The organism is Snodgrassella sp. ESL0304 (assembly GCF_013344995.1).
Taxonomy (GTDB): domain Bacteria; phylum Pseudomonadota; class Gammaproteobacteria; order Burkholderiales; family Neisseriaceae; genus Snodgrassella; species Snodgrassella alvi.
On record NZ_JAAEDR010000015.1, the window covers coordinates 1 to 19674 of the forward strand.

The 19674-nt window shown below is 37.3% G+C and carries 15 protein-coding genes and 2 tRNA genes; 10 read left to right on the top strand and 7 right to left on the bottom strand.

All coding sequences use genetic code 11. The features are described 5' to 3' along the window. Nucleotides 1-262 precede the first annotated feature (262 nt). From GYX91_RS08435 to GYX91_RS08445, 3 genes are read right to left on the bottom strand one after another with little or no spacing between them, the layout of a single operon-like run. Nucleotides 263-1375: a response regulator gene (locus GYX91_RS08435; protein ID WP_174830594.1), complete on the bottom strand. Its 1113-nt coding sequence runs from the start codon at nt 1373-1375 to the stop codon at nt 263-265. After that, nucleotides 1368-3557, bottom strand: coding sequence for a sensor histidine kinase (locus tag GYX91_RS08440; protein WP_174830595.1), 2190 nt, complete (start codon nt 3555-3557; stop codon nt 1368-1370). Before GYX91_RS08440 ends, GYX91_RS08435 begins: the two co-directional genes overlap by 8 nt. Continuing rightward, complete coding sequence (locus GYX91_RS08445; protein ID WP_174830596.1) at nt 3550-4815, bottom strand: DNA cytosine methyltransferase; 1266 nt, start codon at nt 4813-4815, stop codon at nt 3550-3552. The genes GYX91_RS08440 and GYX91_RS08445 overlap by 8 nt, the downstream gene beginning before the upstream one ends. A 589-nt stretch (nt 4816-5404) precedes the next feature. Here GYX91_RS08445 and dcm point away from each other — a divergent pair. Beyond that, the gene (dcm, locus tag GYX91_RS08450) at nt 5405-6073 is read left to right on the top strand and encodes a DNA (cytosine-5-)-methyltransferase (RefSeq protein WP_238791334.1); all 669 of its coding nucleotides are present in this window, start codon (nt 5405-5407) and stop codon (nt 6071-6073) included. A 185-nt stretch (nt 6074-6258) separates the two neighbouring features. Next, nucleotides 6259-6678 carry a very short patch repair endonuclease gene (locus GYX91_RS08455; RefSeq protein ID WP_174830598.1) on the top strand — a complete coding sequence of 140 codons (420 nt, stop codon included), beginning with the start codon at nt 6259-6261 and terminating at the stop codon, nt 6676-6678. 198 nt (nt 6679-6876) lie between these two features. Here the strand turns inward: GYX91_RS08455 and GYX91_RS08460 are convergent. Then, nucleotides 6877-6952: transfer RNA gene (locus tag GYX91_RS08460), tRNA-Lys, on the bottom strand. A gap of 2 nt (nt 6953-6954) precedes the next feature. Beyond that, nucleotides 6955-7030, bottom strand: a tRNA-Asn gene (locus GYX91_RS08465). A 674-nt stretch (nt 7031-7704) separates the two neighbouring features. Here GYX91_RS08465 and atoD point away from each other — a divergent pair. The 6 genes from atoD (at nt 7705) to GYX91_RS08495 (ending at nt 15031) form a co-directional block, all read left to right on the top strand. Continuing rightward, nucleotides 7705-8361: an acetate CoA-transferase subunit alpha gene (atoD, locus tag GYX91_RS08470; RefSeq protein ID WP_025331310.1), complete on the top strand. Its 657-nt coding sequence runs from the start codon at nt 7705-7707 to the stop codon at nt 8359-8361. Between the two features lie 12 nt (nt 8362-8373). After that, nucleotides 8374-9030, top strand: a complete 657-nt coding sequence (locus tag GYX91_RS08475; protein ID WP_025331311.1) for a 3-oxoacid CoA-transferase subunit B — start codon at nt 8374-8376, stop codon at nt 9028-9030. 5 nt (nt 9031-9035) lie between these two features. Further along, complete coding sequence (locus GYX91_RS08480; RefSeq protein WP_084565342.1) at nt 9036-10382, top strand: TIGR00366 family protein; 1347 nt, start codon at nt 9036-9038, stop codon at nt 10380-10382. Nucleotides 10383-10401: 19 nt separating this feature from the next. Continuing rightward, nucleotides 10402-11583 (top strand): acetyl-CoA C-acetyltransferase, encoded by a 1182-nt coding sequence (locus tag GYX91_RS08485; RefSeq protein ID WP_174830599.1) that lies wholly within the window; start codon nt 10402-10404, stop codon nt 11581-11583. Between the two features lie 212 nt (nt 11584-11795). After that, a complete protein-coding gene (gene atoS, locus GYX91_RS08490) occupies nt 11796-13616 on the top strand; it encodes a two-component system sensor histidine kinase AtoS (protein ID WP_174830600.1) in 1821 nt (606 codons plus the stop codon). Nucleotides 13617-13636: 20 nt separating this feature from the next. Next, a complete protein-coding gene (locus GYX91_RS08495; protein ID WP_041878951.1) occupies nt 13637-15031 on the top strand; it encodes a sigma 54-interacting transcriptional regulator in 1395 nt (464 codons plus the stop codon). Between the two features lie 288 nt (nt 15032-15319). Here the strand turns inward: GYX91_RS08495 and GYX91_RS08500 are convergent, their stop codons facing one another. Further along, nucleotides 15320-16105 (bottom strand): exodeoxyribonuclease III, encoded by a 786-nt coding sequence (locus GYX91_RS08500; RefSeq protein ID WP_084565338.1) that lies wholly within the window; start codon nt 16103-16105, stop codon nt 15320-15322. 76 nt (nt 16106-16181) lie between these two features. On the opposite strand from GYX91_RS08500, the gene pyrE reads away from it, so the two are divergent. Both pyrE and GYX91_RS08510 read left to right on the top strand, forming a co-directional pair. Next, complete coding sequence (gene pyrE / locus GYX91_RS08505) at nt 16182-16820, top strand: orotate phosphoribosyltransferase (RefSeq protein WP_110414548.1); 639 nt, start codon at nt 16182-16184, stop codon at nt 16818-16820. 90 nt (nt 16821-16910) lie between these two features. Then, the gene (locus GYX91_RS08510) at nt 16911-17474 is read left to right on the top strand and encodes a DedA family protein (protein WP_084562686.1); all 564 of its coding nucleotides are present in this window, start codon (nt 16911-16913) and stop codon (nt 17472-17474) included. A 178-nt stretch (nt 17475-17652) separates the two neighbouring features. On the opposite strand, the gene GYX91_RS08515 is transcribed toward GYX91_RS08510, so the two are convergent. Continuing rightward, nucleotides 17653-18801, bottom strand: coding sequence for a porin (locus GYX91_RS08515; RefSeq protein ID WP_174830601.1), 1149 nt, complete (start codon nt 18799-18801; stop codon nt 17653-17655). Nucleotides 18802-19674 lie beyond the last annotated feature (873 nt).

Below are 19674 nucleotides of genomic sequence, written 5' to 3' on the forward strand. Positions count from 1 at the left end.
TGACAGAGATGCCAACTTCAGCTTCATTTAAAATAGATACAATTTGATGCTCTGAAAATTTTTTCATATTGAAATTCTCCTTAAAAATATCATAGAGAATTTTCTACTTTCTTGCTGTACTATTTTAGGGGATAGTTACATCATAAATAATTACGGAAAAGAATGTTTCTAAAAAAAACGATGATAAATAAAAATAAACATCATAATTACATAAACTATCTAATTTTGCATTAATTATACATTCTTAGCATAAAACAATTTATTATTCGTAATTGATATCTGGCTGTCCTTGTCGCGCATAATAAGATGAAAATCTAGAAATTATATCTTTTAGAAAAGGGCTAGATATTTGTAATCTAGGTGGTTCAAAGTTAGTCTTTAACTCATCCTCATTGTATGTATAGAGCCATCTGAAGTTTACAACTGCACCATTTTTATAAAATAAAGATGTAGGTGGTAACCAGTAATAATATAAATTTTGATTATTTTTTCGGATTTTAGCTAAAGTACTTTTCATTGATTTACAATTATTTATTTCATCCCAAGATTTATCCTGGAATTCTTTAATCTCTTCAATCTTTTGAATTGTTACCAATAGGGCCCGATCAGTATTACAACTACCTCCCTCTCGCACTGCCAGATCACATGAGGGACTCATGACTATATATAATTTATCTGTGTCTTTTTCTTTTAAAATACATCCGGTATCTATTTCATCTTTCATAGGTGGGTACAAATATATATACATTTCATTCGGATAACAGCGACCATTATCATAAAGATAATGGATTAGATGATTTAGCGTATATCGAAGTAAAGCTTTTTCTGTGCTTGCAGCATCATTCTTAGCATATTCTATCCAACTATTACTCTGCATGTCTGACGTTGGAACTATTTGTCGCAAAAGATTTTTAATGAATATCTCACTAAGACTTTTTTCAATTTCGCCTATTCCACCCATTATTCGTGTCAAACCAGTTTTATATATATTGCTTAATTCATCTATCACATTTTTATAACTTATATCTCCCCCTTTTGTATATTGACCAACTAAAGGTATTTCATTATTATCAAACTCCACAACATGTTTAGTTCCTGTCATTACTACCACAGGAACTCTACGTAATTGATTTTTTATTTCTTGTAAAACTAAATTTCCTTCATCATTATTACCATCATTAGCTAATTTCATATCAACAATTGCACCATCATAATGTGATGATCTTAAAGCCTCAATTGCAGAAGACGCATCACGAACTACTTTTAACTCAATACTATAATCACTATTATCTTCGTTAAAGTCTTCTATCGCGTTTTTACATAATTCTGCATCAGCTTCAGAATCCTCAACAAGAATTAATTTTATATTATTCATCTTCTATACCCATATTTATAAGCCTAAAATATGCTCCTTGATTAGACTCTAAAGCAGTAAGCTTTAAGCCATTTCTTTCTGCTGCTTCTCCTGCAATTGACAGACCAATACCTGTACCTTGTGGTTTTGTACTAAATTGTGGTTCAAAAATATCTTTATTTTTAATAAGAAAACTTTGTATTCCAGTACCAGTATCCTTGATATCTACATATCTTAATTTATTATTCTCTGACATTATATCAATATTAATTTTCATTTTATCATTATTCTTTTCAATTAACCAATAAATACTATTGTCTATAAGATTTGTAAATATAGCCATAATATCTTCCTTCCATGCATTTATTACTCCATCCCCTCTTATTTCATAAGAAATTTGGTTATTTTTCATTTGTTGAGAAAATATAGAAAAACACTCAGAAATTGTTTGTTCCAAATGAATAGTTTTTTTTGTAGAACGTTTTCCTGCCGCAAGGGGATCTAATCGTGCAAAAAGATCTGAAAGTGTTTTTGAGTGTATCATTGTTTTTTTGGAAATATCTATAATTTTATCTATGTATTTAAATTCATTTGTTTTATAAAAAGAATTAATAAATTTATTTATTCTAGGAATTTCATTCCTAAAATAATTTAACGATCTTCTTCCTTCATGAAGAATTACTGTAATAATTTTTCCAAGTGTTGCCTGACCTTGATATATTGCAACAGCCCGACATAAGTCTTCTACTACTCTACTTCTCTGATCTTCTTCTTTATTGATTAAAGTAATAACTTCTTTCGTTGCTTTAACACTCATACCACTACTAATCAATTTACTATAAACATTATCCTTAAGATTGTTTAATGAAGAAATTTTTTCTAATCCATGTTCAATACTACGTATGGGTTTATGTAATCCGACTTTACGTCTAAAACTAAATCTTCTATTTTCAAGCTCAGCGATAACCATTTTTGTGATTTCTTGTAATCTTCGATAGGCATTATTTTCACGCAATCCGTCTCGAGCACTATTTTCAATTAGATTAGATTGTTCTTCAGATTCAATAGAAACATAGCCAATTACTTGATTACTGCCAATTCTTAACGAAGGATTTTGTACACGCTGTTCATTTAGTTTCAACCAGTCAAATTCAGGATCACCTAATGGTCGAATTCTAAAGCCATTTCGATATACACCTATACCATTAGAAATATTTAAAATTTGACGTGCTTGTAATTTTCCAACATAAACACCATATTCATCTTTAAGCCCCCTACTTATTAATTGTTCTATAGATTCTGCTTCTCTGTCATATACTCTTATATCAAATTTCAAATATCCACAATTTGTAGGAGTATTTAATTTTACGTTAATTTTTTCTAAAACTGTATTCTTAGCTTTCTGAACAGAATATTCTAAAAAACCCGTGCCATTAGAGTGAATTTCTCCAGAAATTCTGTAATCGTATAGTTGAAATATAGGGTAAGGCGTAATAATTTCTTCAATATCCCATTCAGATGAAAAACCTGAAATTTTTAGGTAAATCTTAAATTCTTGTTCATCTTTATTGATTGACTTATCTATAGGAGGTATTAATTTTTTCAACTCAAATCGCAGTTTATCAAATTGTTTTTTATCCCATTCTTCATAATATTCACGTCCTCCTTCAATTGTTAGGGATGTACAAGGTTTTTCATCAACAGTATTGCTTTTTACTAAAATTTCTACATCATCTAAATATTCTGATTTTTCAAAGTTTAGCCAGTCAACAAATACAACTGTTTTCTCAGCTTCTGTAGAAACTGTCTCAAGCAATAAAGTTGAACCAAGCATAGATGCTGCATAACGACCAATCCCCTTTCGGCCTTGCATAACCCTTCCTTTAGGGCTTAGTTTTCGTTCAAGCTTATCATTAGTCGATGGAACCAGCCACTTATTTATTACAGTATCACGAGACATTCCATGACCATAATCCTTAATAGTTATGAAAAGGCTTTTTTCTGATAATTGTTCCAGTTTTGAAATATTTTTTGGTTTTTCTTTTAACGAAAAATTTATTTCAACCTTGTTAGAGTCTGCATCATAGGCATTTTTAACTAATTCAACAATAGCAGCATAATTATTTTGAATTAAATCACGGCCAATTGTTAATATATGACGACCTGCAGGCCTAATTTTATACGTATGATTAATATTATTCATTCCAGTTCTCCTTTAGTTTCGTTGCAATTCTTAGAGCCAATAAGACCGGAACTGCGTTACCAATTTGACGAAATGCTGCTGTTCTGCTAGGTCTTTCCAGAACCCCTTCAAAATAATAATCATCTGGAAAAGTTTGGAGACGTGCTGCCTCACGAGGGGTAATTGATCTATTTTGTGTTTTATCAGGATGAATATAATAATGACCATCTTTTGCTAAATGAGCAAGAATAGTATGTGAGGCAGATAAATTACCAGCAACTACTTTAAATCTATCAATAAATGCTGTTCTATTTTTATGAGTTTTTAGAGACTCTGGCAAACTATCGTATTCTAATCTTTGGTTTTTACTTTCCCAAAGATTAACAGCTATTTTATATATCTCGGCATCTAATTTATTTATTGGCCGTGCTACATGCCAAGTTACAGGTATTTCATCATTTTTAATATTAACGTCATACAACCACGTTCCTGAATAATTTTGCATTTGACAGGTGTACACACTGCCTTCATTGGCTTTAATCACAGGTAAATCTTTAAAAATCTCATTAACATAAACTTTAGAATAGCAATGTGTTAACTTTGGATAAAATCCAGTTTTATTACCAAGCCTACCAACTAATATGATACGTTTCCTAGATTGAAGTACGCCATAATCACTTGCATTTAGCACACAATATTCAGTTTTATATCCATAACTATTAAATAATTGCTGCATCTCATTGAGATAATATTTACCAGCTCTATCTTTTGCCGAAAGAAGACCAGTCACATTTTCAAATACAAAATATTTTGGTTTATATCTTCTTAAAAACTCCGCATAAAATATATAAAGATAATTACGCTTATCTCCAAACATCTTATTAGCATCACAGGATCTACCAACTAAAGAATACGCCTGACATGGAGGGCCTCCGATAATCAAGTCTAAAGTATTATTTCCCAATAAACTATCAATAGCTAAGAATATCTCATGCAAAGATTTTTGTGAAATTTCTCTATTAATTATCGATTTTTTAACACTCTCTGGTATTTTTTTGTAAAAGCTTTCTCGGCTTATTTCTCCTTTTAAATAATTTATATACAACTCTTGATTACAATTATTTTTTAACCAATGATATGCCATTCTCGTTAAAAGAGTAAAACATGCAGCTTTATCTGATTCAACATGAGCCACAGGTTTAAAACCTGCTTGGATAAATCCTTCGGATAATCCACCAGCTCCTGCAAATAGATCAAGAAAGTTCAACTCTTTTGCCATTATTTACCTTTTACCAATACAGATACCATGATATACTGTTCTATCAAAAATAAATTAATGATTTTATATTATTATACTAGTTATCCATCTAAAAACAAGAATAAATATATTTAAATAAATCAGATATTTAATAAATTTAAAACTATTTAATAGTTTTGTTATTTTGTAATTTGCTCTAATCTCTATATCTAAATTAAATTCAGAATTTTTATATAAAAATTTTAGCTAATTCATTTTCTCAATATTTTCTATATTAAATCTTCTATTACTAGATTTTTCATTATCACATTAATTTTATTAATATTTAACTAAATTTCATTTATTCTATTAATATTTTAATTTAGAAGAATACTTTTCGAAACTTAAAAAACTAAGCAATTATCTTTAAGGAGTGTTTTTAAACTGATAAATAATGTTGCTATCAGGATAATTAATAAATTCATGAGGAAATAGATATTCACCCCAAAAAACGGCACCGATATATAATTTCATTCAGATTTAAATAACGAATGAAATTGAACAATTGAGTCAAATAGTAATGTTGTGTAATATAAATGAGATTCGTTTTTGTTATCTAAGACAAAAAATTATGCGCTGGTTTAAATTTTGTGCAGCAATCGGTTGCTTTTCTTGCTTACTCAAAGGCAAAGGTCTTATAACAGCACCAGAAATAGCAAAACAGTTGAAGGGACATGATCAGGGACGTACTCTGCTGACTATTTTAGATCATTTAAAAAAAGCCGGTTATAAAGTTTTTTATGATGTTCTGAAAGCCAGAGACTTTGGAATTCCGCAAAACCGAGAAAGAATTTATATAGTAGTTTTTTTAGATCATTCAGCAGATTTTACATTTCCTGAACCGTTAAAAATTCCCACGAAGGTGGGTGATATACTGGAACATAAAGTTGATGTTAAATACACTATTTCTGATAAATTATGGGCCGGCCATCAGAGACGGAAAGCTGAAAACAGAAACAAGGGTAAAGGCTTCGGTTACGGGTTAGTCAATTGCAATTCTGAATATACTAATACTATTTCAGCCAGATATTATAAAGACGGCAGTGAAATTCTGATTGAGCAGCCCGGGCAGAATCCCAGAAAGCTTACACCCAGAGAAGCCACCCGATTACAGGGGTTTCCTGATTATTTTAAAATTCCTGTTTCTGATGTGCAGGCATACAGGCAGTTCGGGAACAGTGTATGTGTACCGGTTATAAAAGCTATTGCCCAGAAGATGATTTCAGTAATCAAACTGTAATTACTCTTTTAAAAATTACATTAATTGCCGGATCTGTTATCCTTAACACCGGAGATTATTTTTTATAAAGTATTTAAATTTTGAAATCATGATATAAACATTTAAATTTAAATGTTTATATCATAAAACTGCCGCTGTAACCGGCAACAATCAAATTCCAGTATTATTGTTAATATTATTCAGATATGGATGTTCATTCACCGGAAAAGCGCTCCTTTAATATGTCAAAGATCAGGAGCAAAAATACCAAGCCGGAAATTCTGGTACGTAAATGGTTATGGAAGAACAATTACAGGTACAGACTATATGCTTCAGATCTGCCTGGTAAGCCTGATATTGTATTCAGATCCCGGAAAGCTGTGATATTCGTACACGGATGTTTCTGGCACCGGCACGGCTGTAAGTATTCATCCGCTCCTAAATCACATCAGGATTTCTGGATTAAAAAATTTGAGCTTAATATCAAACGTGATAAAAAAAATATAGAAAATCTTCTGAATCAGGGATGGCGGGTTCTGATTCTCTGGGAATGTGAGATAAAAAAGTGGGAAGATGAAGCTGAACCGAAACTAAAGTCATTTCTTGATAACATTTTTTCAGTATAAATTTTGCCTGAAATGTGATATTGCATTTATTTCCGGCTGATACGACAGATACTGATTAATAATTATATTAAATATTAAGTATTAATCTTATTATCGCTGATGATCTTTTTGTACGTGAATAGGGTAAATATGATGCTGTTTATTGCTGAGTTTTTCAGCTTACCGCGAAATTAATCATCAGATAATCAGAGAATGTATTGGTGGGTCGTGAGCGATTCGAACGCTCGACCAACGGATTAAAAGTCCGCTGCTCTACCGACTGAGCTAACGACCCTTTGGCTCCCCGACCAGGGCTCGAACCTGGGACCTGCGGATTAACAGTCCGTCGCTCTACCGACTGAGCTATCAGGGAAAGGAAGAGCGCATTATAGGGGTCGATATTAAACTCGTCAAGCCTTTTTAGCCATTTTAAGCCTCAAAAACGGCCTAATAAATACAAATCATTGGTAGTTATATATTTTTAATTGTAAATATGGTTGTATAGCTTAAATTCTATTTGCTTTTATACTCTAATAAACGTATTCAGGTTCTGTGCTTATCAGTTCAGATCAGAAAATTAATAAAATATATTATGGCTTATTCACGCCAAACAAATACTATATAGTTTTTCCTTGTACAAATTTCTTTATCGGATTTTTCCTGAAGAATTTATGATAAAAATAAACTGAAAGTATTTTTATCAATATAGAATTATTTATCCAATAAATCATAATATTAATTATTTTCCTGGATTATTCTGATTCTTTATTTTCTTGTCTGCTGGTGTAACTAAAATCAATGTAACTTCTTACATATCATTAATGTCAAATAAATAATGAATACTTAATCGTGCATTTTTTTTTGCACGCAAGTGCAATTTTCTGCGCCAAGTTTATTCAAAACTCTTTTGTCATATAAAATTTATTTTTATAAATCAATATTTTATTATTTTATTTTCCTTATTCCAATCTGGTATACAAATTGCAATAGCAAAGTGGCTTGCTTTTAAGCATAGATGAATTTTTAACGTGTAACAAGGAGCCGTTGATGCAAACAAAATTAATCACTACCGATAAAATCCGGGATTTTCTTAAAGACGGTATGACGATTATGTTTGGCGGTTTTATGGGGTGTGGTACGCCGTCAAAGATTGTTAATGCAATTCTGGAATCGGGTATTAAGGATATAACACTTATCGGAAATGATACAGCTTTTGTAGACACTGGTGTCGGACCGCTGATTAATAATAATCAGGTCAGAAAAGTGATTACTTCCCATATTGGCACCAATCGTGAAACAGGCAGAAGAATGATTGCCGGTGAGATGGAAGTTGAGCTGGTACCTCAGGGTACGCTGGCTGAACGGATTCGCTGCGGCGGTGCCGGACTGGGCGGAGTTTTAACACCTACTGGAGTCGGTACGATTGTTGCTGAAGGCAAGAAAGTTTTATCAGTTAATAATCGTGAGTATTTACTTGAGCTGCCAATCCGTGCTGATTTAGCCATCATTCATGCGCATAAGGCTGATTACAACGGTAATCTGGTCTATCAGTATGCTGCACGTAATTTTAATCCGCTGATTGCTACCGCTGCTGACACGGTGATTGCTCAGGCTGATGAACTGGTAGAAGTCGGCCAGATACATCCTGATGCGGTGATGACACCGGCAGCATTAGTTGATTTTATGGTTAGCACTAACGATTAAGGAATAAAGACAATGGATAAAAAAGAATTAATTGCTCGCCGTGTTGCTCAGGAATTACGTAACGGAGATGTTGTTAATCTGGGGATTGGTTTACCAACTCAGGTGGTGAATTATTTGCCTGAAGGTATCAATATTACGCTGCAATCAGAAAATGGCTTTCTGGGGCTGGGGCCTAAAACAGTTGATGAACCGAATATTGTTAATGCAGGCGGTCAGCCTTGCGGCATTGTTCCCGGTGCGGCGATGTTTGACAGTGCATTTTCTTTTATGCTGATTCGCGGCGGTCATGTCGATGCCTGTGTGCTTGGCGGACTGGAAGTCGACCAGCATGCCAATCTGGCTAACTGGATGGTACCGGGCAAAATGGTGCCGGGTATGGGCGGTGCTATGGATCTGGTTACAGGTGCGAAAAAGGTAATTATTGCCATGGAACACTGTACTAAAACCGGTGAACCGAAAATATTGCCGGAATGCACTTTACCGCTTACGGCGAAAGGTAAAGTCAGCATGGTTATTACTGAGCTGGCTGTATTTGAATTTATAAACGGTCAAATGTATCTGATTGAAACCGCTGAGGGTGTGGATGTTGATACTGTAAAAGCGCATACCACGGCAGAGTTTATTGTTGCGGATAATCTGAAAACGATGTCCATTGCTACAGGGGCATAAGTTTTATGATTTCACGTTTATCCAGACATACGACTAATCTGGTCAGTAAATATCTGCCTGACCCGCTGATATTTGCTTTACTGCTTACATTTATCATTTTTTTCATGGCCTGGGGATTAACTGATTCACAGCCTCTGGGTCTGATAAAAATGTGGGGGGACGGCTTCTGGAATTTGCTGGCCTTTGGTATGCAGATGGCTCTGATTGTGGTTACCGGTCATGCCTTAGCCAGCTCACCTCCGGTGAAATCTGTTCTGGTATCTATTGCCTCTCTGGCCAAAACTCCTACACAGGCAGCTATGCTGGTTACGTTTGTCGGCTGCATTGCCTGTATTTTAAACTGGGGGTTTGGTCTGGTTGTAGGTGCCATGCTGGCAAAGGAAGTGGCCAGACAGGTTAAGAATGTGGATTATGGCTTACTGATCGCCTGTGCTTATATTGCTTTTATGACATGGGGTGGTGGTTTGTCCGGGTCAATGCCTTTAATGGCGGCAACTCCGGGGAATCCTGTTGCACACTTTATGATTAGTGACACTAATCCGCAGGGCATTGTGCCGATTTCTCAGACCATGTTTTCAGCCAGTAATATTTTTATTACTTCTATGCTGATTATCTGTTTACCTCTTCTGGTGCGGTTTATGGTCAGAACTGACGGTAAGGTGAATGTGGTTAATCCAGAGCTGCTGGCACCGGAACCCGATTTTCAGCGTAAGCTTGACCGGAAAACAGCTACCATAGCTGAAAAAATGGAAGAAAGTAAGCTGCTTTCTTTGCTGGTAGGTGCTCTGGGTATCAGTTATCTGCTGATTTACTTCTATCATAATGGTTTTAATATCACCATTAATACCGTTAACCTGATCTTCCTGACTGCCGGTGTTTTGTTACACCGTACACCTATGGCGTACATGCGTGCTGTCTCCAATGCAGCCAGAAGCACAGCCGGTATTATCATTCAGTTTCCGTTTTACGCGGGTATTCAGCTGATGATGGAACATTCCGGTCTGGGTGGTCTTATCACTGAATTTTTCATCAATATTGCCAGCAAGGATACCTTCCCTATCTGGACGTTCTTCAGCTCCGGCATTATTAATTTTGCCGTACCGTCAGGTGGCGGCCACTGGGTTATTCAAGGCCCGTTCGTAATTCCTGCCGCACAGGCTCTGGGTGCTGATTTAGGTAAATCTACGATGGCAATTGCCTACGGCGAACAATGGATGAATATGCTGCAACCATTCTGGGCATTACCTGCACTGGCTATTGCCGGTCTCGGGGTGCGTGACATTATGGGATATTGTATGACAGCACTGATATTCACTACGCCGATATTCCTGATTGGTCTGTACTTTTTCTAGTTAAAAAAGGGAGTTTATTATGACAAAAACCGTAATCGTCAGTGCTGCACGCACCGCCATCGGCAGTTTTAATGGTTCACTTGCCTCTGTAAGTGCCATTAATTTGGGGAAAGTCGTTATTGACGAAGCTTTAAAACGTGCTGCACTGGATGCCGGTGCGGTAAATGAAGTGATTATGGGTAATGTGCTTCAGGCCGGACTGGGACAGAATCCTGCCCGGCAGGCTGCACTGAATGCAGGTATTCCCAGCAGCGTACCGGCTTTTACTGTAAATAAGGTATGCGGCAGCGGACTTAAATCAATCGTACTGGCCACACAAAGTATTTTAACCGGTGACAATGATATTGTTGTCGCCGGCGGTATGGAAAATATGTCTCAGGCACCCTATCTGCTTGGCAGTAAAGCCCGCTGGGGACTGAAAATGGGTAATACCGAACTGTACGATACCATGGTGAATGATGGATTAACCTGTGCTACCAATCATTACCATATGGGAATTACGGCAGAAAATATTGCTGAACAGTATTCTATCAGCCGTGAGGAACAGGACGAACTGGCACTGCGTTCTCAAAAACTGGCTACGGAAGCTAATAACAATGGTGACTTTGAAGCAGAAATTGTTCCGGTCACCATCAGCTCACGCAAGGGCGATATTATCTTCAAACAGGATGAATATCCCAAAGCAGACAGCACTGCGGAAGGTCTGGCAAAACTCAGACCGGCGTTTAAAAAAGACGGTACAGTAACTGCGGGTAATTCTTCCGGTATTAATGACGGTGCTGCAGCTCTTGTGCTGATGTCAGAAACCAGAGCAAAAGAATTAGGCTTAAAACCACTGGCATATATTCGCAGCTATGCTTCTGGCGGCGTAGATCCGAGCATAATGGGAATGGGTCCGGTACCGGCAACCCGGCTGGCTTTACAAAAAGCAGCACTGCAGCTGTCTGATATCGATTTAATCGAAGCAAATGAAGCTTTTGCTGCCCAATTCCTCGGTGTCGGACGCGAGCTGAATTTTGACATGGATAAAACCAATATTCATGGTGGTGCCATTGCTCTGGGCCATCCTATTGGTGCCAGCGGTGCGCGTATTCTGGTTACCCTGCTTTATTCCATGCTTCATCGTGATAAACAGCTGGGACTGGCAACATTATGTATTGGCGGCGGACAAGGTACGGCTGTTATTCTGGAACGCTGTTAATGACAATCCGGTCAAACTAATAGTTATGTCTGGTTAACAGACATATGATTAGGTTAAACAGTCAGGTGGTAATGAGTTTATCCGATATCGCCTGACTTGTTAATTTGCATAATTCATCTGATAATTTAAAATTAATTCAGATAAATATTTTGGCTGTGTTCCAGCCGGATATTAAAAATATTTTATTGATAATTATGGATATTTGAGCACTTATGAACACTAGCTTCCTTCAGCGCCTATATCCGGAACGAATCAGTGCCCGAATCTTTTTACTGGTGACTTTCCTATCCTGTTTTTCAATTTTTGTCTGTGCCGTTCTAATTGATAAAGAAGGGCGCGAACTTCTCAGACAGGAAAAAAGCCATAAACTTTATGCCATTACCAAAACTCTGGATTTGCTTTTAGGTGATGCTTACCAGCAGGTGGATAAAAACCTGCCCCGAACACAACAAATTACCCAGCTTAATCAGTATCTCTCTCCTAAAATTGAACCGCTGCTGAAAGACATGCCGAATATTGCAGCCGGTTATTATCATAAACAATTAGATGCCATTGTGTTGTATTCCCCGCAGTCAGCCTATGGTGTGAATGTTGGTAAATCTATTCCGGCTGAGCATAAAGGGCATGAAGTCATGACCAGCGGCCGGCATATGATTGAAACCGGCCAGCAAGTCCGCGGCAATATCATGAATGCCATGACTCCTATTGTGCGCAATAATCAGATAATCGGCTATATCTGGGCTAATGAAACTTTGGATGACATTGAAAAACAGGCCTTTGTATTTGATAAAAATGTCATTATTATCAGCCTGATCTGTATGCTGAGCTGTATTTGTATTGCTTCTGTTTTATCCAGAAAACTGAATACTGATATTAATATAATCAAACAGGGGCTGGAAAAACTCCCCTTCTCGCTGGACAGGCGTCTGCCGGTTATTCGCGGTGAGCTGAATGCAATTGTCAGCGGAATTAACAGTCTGACCGAAAAGCTCAGAAAAACCAAAACCATCAACGAGCTGATTCTGGAAAACACACTGGATGCGGTTATTACTGTGGATAATAATGGCTTTATTACCATGTTAAATCCGGCTGCAGAAAAAATCACCGGCTATCAGCTGGAACAAGTCCTTGGCCGGCCATATTCAACCATAGTTGATGATAAAAATTTTCAAAGTCCTTTACTGGATACTTTATATAATGGTATCGATCATGTCGGTGTGGAAGTAGATTTCCCAGTTGCCCGGCAAATTATCCGAATCTCAGCCAGCACCAGCCATCTGAAAGATTATCAGGGCAATATTATTGGTGCCGTCGTTATTTTTAAAGATATCACCGAACGGGAAGAAGTAGAAAAGTTAATCCAGCAAACCGAACGCCTGGTGGCACTGGGCGAGCTGATGGCAGGCATTGCCCATGAGATCCGCAATCCGCTGGCTGCAGTACGCGGTTTTGTGCAATATCTGCAAAATGATTTACCCCGTGCTGAGCAAAATGAATATCTTGAGATTATTCTGAAAGAAGTGGATTCGATTAATCAGGTTATCCAGCAGTTACTTGATTTCTCAGTACCCTCAAAAAATTATTATGTTTCGGTGCAATTAAACGACCTGATTAATGAAGTGCTGGTACTGGTTAATTCATCTCACCGCTCAAATAACATCGTCCTGACTCTTTCATTAGCCAGCCAGTTACCGCCATTGTATCTGGATAAAGAATTAATCAAACAGGCAATACTGAATTTGTTAATCAATGCCATTCAGGCAGTCAGTGATCAGGGCAACATTGAAATCTCTACATTAATGTCTGCTAACCAAAAGTATCAGTTAATCCGGATAAAGGATGATGGTGAAGGCATTAAAAGCGAAATAATGGATAAAATCTTTACGCCGTTTTTTACCACTAAAATTTCTGGTACCGGGCTGGGTCTGGCCATGGTAGAGAAAATAGTTTCCTCACATAAAGGGCAAATTAGCATTAAAAATAATGAGCATAGCAATGGTGTTACGGTTGAAGTAGCACTTCCCGTTAACTGATACATAATAATCCGGAATTTATGTCAGAAAAAATCTTAATTGTCGAAGATGAATTAAATCTGCGCAAACTGTTATCTATTTTTTTATCGCAGGAACATTATCAGGTTATTGCTGTTGATAATGCAGAAGACGCTATTGAAACCTTAGAACAGCAGCCGGTTGATTTAATTTTAATGGATAATCGCCTGCCTCAGATGAGCGGGCTGGAAGCACTGAAAATAATTAAACAGAACTATACGGATATATCCATCATCCTTATGACCGCCTATGCCGGTGTGGATACGGCGGTAGAAGCATTAAAACTCGGTGCAATTGATTATATTGTTAAACCCTTTGACCTGAATGAACTGAAAGCACTGATAAAACGTACCCTGGAGTTGAGCAAAGCTAAAAAAGAGGGAATGGATTTATCGCCGAAAATAGAATTATTCAGCTCGGATAATAAGGGTCATATTCTGACTAACAGCCCGAATATGATGGAACTTTGCCGCAATATTGCCAAAATTTCACAAACCAAAACCACCGTATTGATTACTGGTGAAAGCGGTACGGGTAAAGAATTAGTCGCCAAAACCATTCATTATTACAGTACCCGCTCAACCGGCCCGTTTATCAAAGTAAACTGCGGTGCATTACCGGAAACCTTGCTGGAAAGTACTTTATTCGGGCATGAAAAAGGATCATTTACCGGTGCTTATCAACGCCAGATTGGTTTATTTGAGCGGGCACACCAGGGGACACTTTTTCTGGATGAAGTAGCTGAAATGTCAACCAATCTACAGGTTAAGCTTCTGCGGGTAATCCAGGAAAGAGAATTCGAACCAATCGGTGGCAGCAGATTAATTAAAACTGATTTCAGACTGATTGCCGCTACCAATCGCAGCCTTCAGGATATGATCAGCACTGGTGAATTCCGCGAAGATTTATTCTACAGACTGAACGTAATGGAATTAAGCTTACCACCCTTACGCGACCGGAAAAATGATGTCATGCTGCTGGCGCGCTATTTTGCCAATCAGTTTTGCCATGAAAATAATAAGGAATTACTGGATTTTTCGATTAGTGCGGTAGAAGTACTTAATCAATACCCATGGCCGGGCAATGTACGTGAACTGTCTAATGCCATCGAACATGCAGTAGTCATGTCCAACGGACTGTTTATCTATCCGCAAGATTTGCCCGCACAAATTATTGCTCATAAAAAAACACCAGATTTTCATCCTGATTTTAGTGAAGATGAACAGCTGGGTGCCACCTTGAAAGAAAAAGTCAAAATTTATGAGAAGGAATTAATCATTAATGAATTGAGACTGAATAACGGACACCGGGAAAATACTGCCCGCTCTCTAGGCGTCAGCAAAAGAACATTATTATATAAAATGCAGGAATACGAGATTGTAGAGACCATTAATTAAATCACATTAACTCAGTTCCATGAATACCGGTTCCTGATATTCCCATATTTATTACCACGGCAAATATCAGTCTGCCATCAGACAATCAATATACAGGCGTTTACTGAACGCTTTACGCGAATGCAATTAATGATAGCGATGGGAAATAGAATTTATCATAAACGGATAAAGCACGCTTACCCTACCCGCTTCTGCCTATTCACTGGCAGCCGGATTAAATAATATTACTGGTTACGCAAGCTACCTGCTGATCAGATTGTTATATATGACAGCCGAAAACCAATTGCATTACTTCGAGCACTTTATTTGATAGTCATAATCAACAATTAAAGGCGCATGATCAGAAAATTTTTCTTCTTTATAGATCGTAGCAGTTTGTGCACAGGCAGCCAGTGCTGGCGTAGCCATCTGATAATCAATACGCCAGCCTACATCTTTGGCATAAGCCTGCCCGCGATTGCTCCACCAGGTATAACCGGGAATCTCAGGGTACAGCGTACGCCAGATATCCACCCAGCCAAGCTCATTGATAATCTGGCTCAGCCATTCACGCTCTTCCGGCAAAAAACCGGAATTTTTCAGATTGCCGCGCCAGTTTTTTAAATCAATATTCTGGTGCGCTATATTCCAGTCGCCACAGATTACGATATCGCGCTGTAAGGCTTGTAATTCGCGCAGAACCGGTAAAAATTTATCCAGAAAACAGAATTTAGCCTGCTGCCGCTCTTCCGAACTGCTTCCGGACGGCAAATACACAGAGATAACACTGAGCTTGCCAAAATCAGCACGTACATAGCGGCCTTCATGATCAAAATCTTCCCATCCTAAGCCGATTTGCACATCATCAGGCTGCTGTTTACTGTAAATTGCCACACCACTATAGCCGCGTTTCACTGCGGTGTGCCACGCACCATACATACCCAGCGGATGCTTCATCTGCTCAGTCATATCCGCTTCCTGGGCTTTTAATTCCTGAACACACACAATATCAGCCTGTGCCTGCGCCAGATAATCAATAAAACCCTTACTGGTAGCTGAACGTATTCCGTTTACATTGGCTGAAATAATGCGCATCCGCATGTCCTTTCGATTAATGATAAAATTTACATCTTAAAATTTTTAATCTGCCATTTTACCATTAAGGATCATTATGTCTGATTTCCGTCAGGATTTTCTGCACTTCGCTCTGCAACAGCATGTTTTAAAATTTGGCCAGTTCACAACCAAAGCCGGCAGACAATCACCTTATTTTTTCAATGCCGGACTGTTTAACGATGGCTATAGTATTCTGCAACTGGCACGTTTTTATGCACGCTCGATTCTTGCCAGCGGTATTGAATTTGATATGCTGTTCGGACCGGCCTATAAAGGCATTATTCTGGCCGCAGCAACAGCCATGATGCTGGCGGAAGAAGGGCGTAATGTACCATATGCCTATAACCGTAAAGAAGCAAAAGACCATGGCGAAGGTGGCGTACTGGTTGGTGCACCGCTTAAAGGTCGTGTACTGATTATAGATGATGTTATTTCAGCCGGTACTTCTGTACGTGAATCGGTTGCCATCATTCAGCATGAAGGCGCGGTTACCGCAGGTGTAGCCATTGCACTTGACCGCATGGAAAAAGGTCAGGGAAATCAATCCGCCGTTCAGGAAGTCGAACAACAGTATCAAATACCGGTAACGGCCATTGCCACATTGGAAGATTTACTGCTGTTATTAGAAAATGACTCAACACTGGCTGATTATCGCCAGCCGGTAGCAGATTACCGCAAACAATATGGCGTGTAAATTTTGTCTGGTTCTGGCAAAACAGATTGCCAGAACGGTTTAAACAACATTATGTTTAACAAATGATTTCTTTCTAATCCTATTAAACAGATGAATGTTGAGCAATTACTGAATCACTATGGCTATCTGGCTATATTTATCGGCAGCATTCTTGAAGGTGAAACCATACTGACCCTGGCCGGCTTTTTCGTACACAAAGGCTATTTATTATTTGTGCCTTCAATCCTGTGTGCGGCAGCTGGCGGGATGCTGGGAGACCAGATATGTTTTTTGCTTGGCCGTTATTATGGTAAACACCTATTGCAGCATTTCCCTAAACTGGATCCGATGGTAGCCAAAACTGATCGTTTGCTGTGTAAACACAGCTCTGTCATTATTATCGGAGTACGCTTCATGTATGGTTTGCGTATTGCCGGCCCGATTGCCATCGGTATGAGTAAAGTAACATTCCATCGGTTTCTGTTATTTAATGCATTAGGCGCTTTACTCTGGGCAACCATTATCGTTAGTTTTGGTTATCTGTTCGGACAATCAGCGCAATGGCTGTTTGCAGAGTTTCAACAATATACGAAACTGCTCTTTGTTGTTATTCTGATAGTAGCTGTATTTGCTTTGCTGATATACTGGTATATCAAACGGCATCGTAATAAATAAAACAGAAACAAAAACGGCTTTTAAGAAAAATCAGTAATTAAATAATTATGCAAATCTGATTGCAGATACAAAGTACAGATGTATTTTATTTCAATAATTAACTGGTTAGATTTACCGGATATAAAAAATAAACCCCGCTGCTGCGGGGTTTATTCTAAAATCAGCTAACAAAGCCTGATTAGAAAGTATGTTTCAGACCAACACCAAATGCAGTAGTTTTATTTTTACCTCTGCTTTCGTTCAGTTCATTGTAGCCATTACCCTCACGCAACCAGCCAGCCTGTACATTTGCAGTAGTATGTTTAGAGAAATCATAATCAGCACCTAATACGATCTGATCGTATTTGGTATTTTTCATTTTATCGCCATCCAACTTAATGTCCCAGCCATGGGCATAAGTGAATTTCGGAAAAATATTACCAAAGTGGTAACCAACAGTCAGAGCTGCTTCCTGTCCCTGATTATCCCAGGTTACATTATGATCACCAACATTCATGCTGATTAAGTTACCCTGCTCATTTACGCCTACAGGAATAGAAGCACCTTTTAAACCATTGAAATAAGAGCTGGTATTTTTGGTATATTGGTAACCTACACCTACAAACAGATTATTAGCATCATAGCCGCCTTCAACGCGATGTACCTGACCGTCTTTTAATTTAGTGTTACCGGATTCAGTCATTATAGCTGCTGAATTTTTCAGATAATCGAAGCCATATTTTGCAAAATATCCGGCATTGCGATAATTCAGACCGATACTGTATTTATCGCCGGCACCCATACCATAATCATACTCACTGTTCCGATCACCGCCATTTACATTATCACGCGGAGAGTATAATGCATTAAATTTGAAACCAGCCCATTCCGGAGAATCGTAAGCAATACCTACATAACGCTGACCGGTACGGGTAAATTTACCTAAACCCAGCACTTCATTGTTGTATTCCCATGGATCAACTGTATCCATATTGGCCTTCATCTGATTACTAATGCGACCGGCACGAACAGTACCGAATTCAGACTGAAAACCAATGAAAGAATCACGATTAGCCCAGCCATCAGCTTTACCATTACTATTACCCAGATGGATAGCAGACTCAACCTGCCAGATAGCTTTCAGACCATTACCTAAATCTTCAGAACCCTTGAAACCGATGCGTGAACCATAATCAGCTATACCATTCTGGTACGGACCACGGCTGTCACCACTGGTTTTAGTAGAAGATACTTCATAGCCTGCTTTCATTTGGCCGTATAAAACAACATCTGCCATAGCAACAACCGGCAAAGTGGTCAAAGCCAAAGCAATCAGGTTTTTATTCATTACTGTATTCCTAGTCTCAACGTCAAAAATACAAACTTCAAAAACCAAATGAAGAGCTTTTGAAGTTTTACATCAATCGCCATTACGACGAGTGTGCGGAATATACTGGTCGGGTAATAAAAAAGCAAACCACTGATTCTAATTATTGATTCAGGTAATTTTCCTCATTAAAGAATAGGTAAAATAAATATTAGAAATGTATTTAAATGCTGATAATATTCTTAGATACTAGAATAATAGTAACTAAAAAAAACACTAATTGACTTTAATAAATATTAAAAATACATTTTTTATATTTCAGAAAAGAATTGTACAGAAAAGTCATTTACAACAACCGGAGAATTAATTTACAAATATCCTTGACCGGAACCACAATACTGATAAACCATTTTTTTATGGTATTCAGTTAAACCAGTACTATTAAGATAAATATCAATATTCTTAAATGGTTTGTTTTTTTGAATTCTTATTAATTTCTGAACTTCTTTACAAATAATTCTTGAATTCAAATGATAATTTATACCAGTATATGCTCATTACTATGTAATAATTCAGTAATATCAATATTTATATTTTTTATAAAAATAATAATTTCTATTTAGTTGTTTCTGTATCAATAATTTATCAGAGTATTTCCATACATATTTGTCTAGAAATGATTTATTCGGATATAACATTAATCATTAGGTTTCGATGTATTCGTATTGAAATTCTGAAAGGAATACCGAGAATGAAATGTAGAAGAACCAGCTGTTAAATAATTTGGGATAGCATTTTATTTATATTGTTAAAAAATTAATCCCTGACTGAAGAACAAACTAAACTGTTCTTCAATCAGGGATCAGATTCAAATACTAATCAGTAAGAATTAAA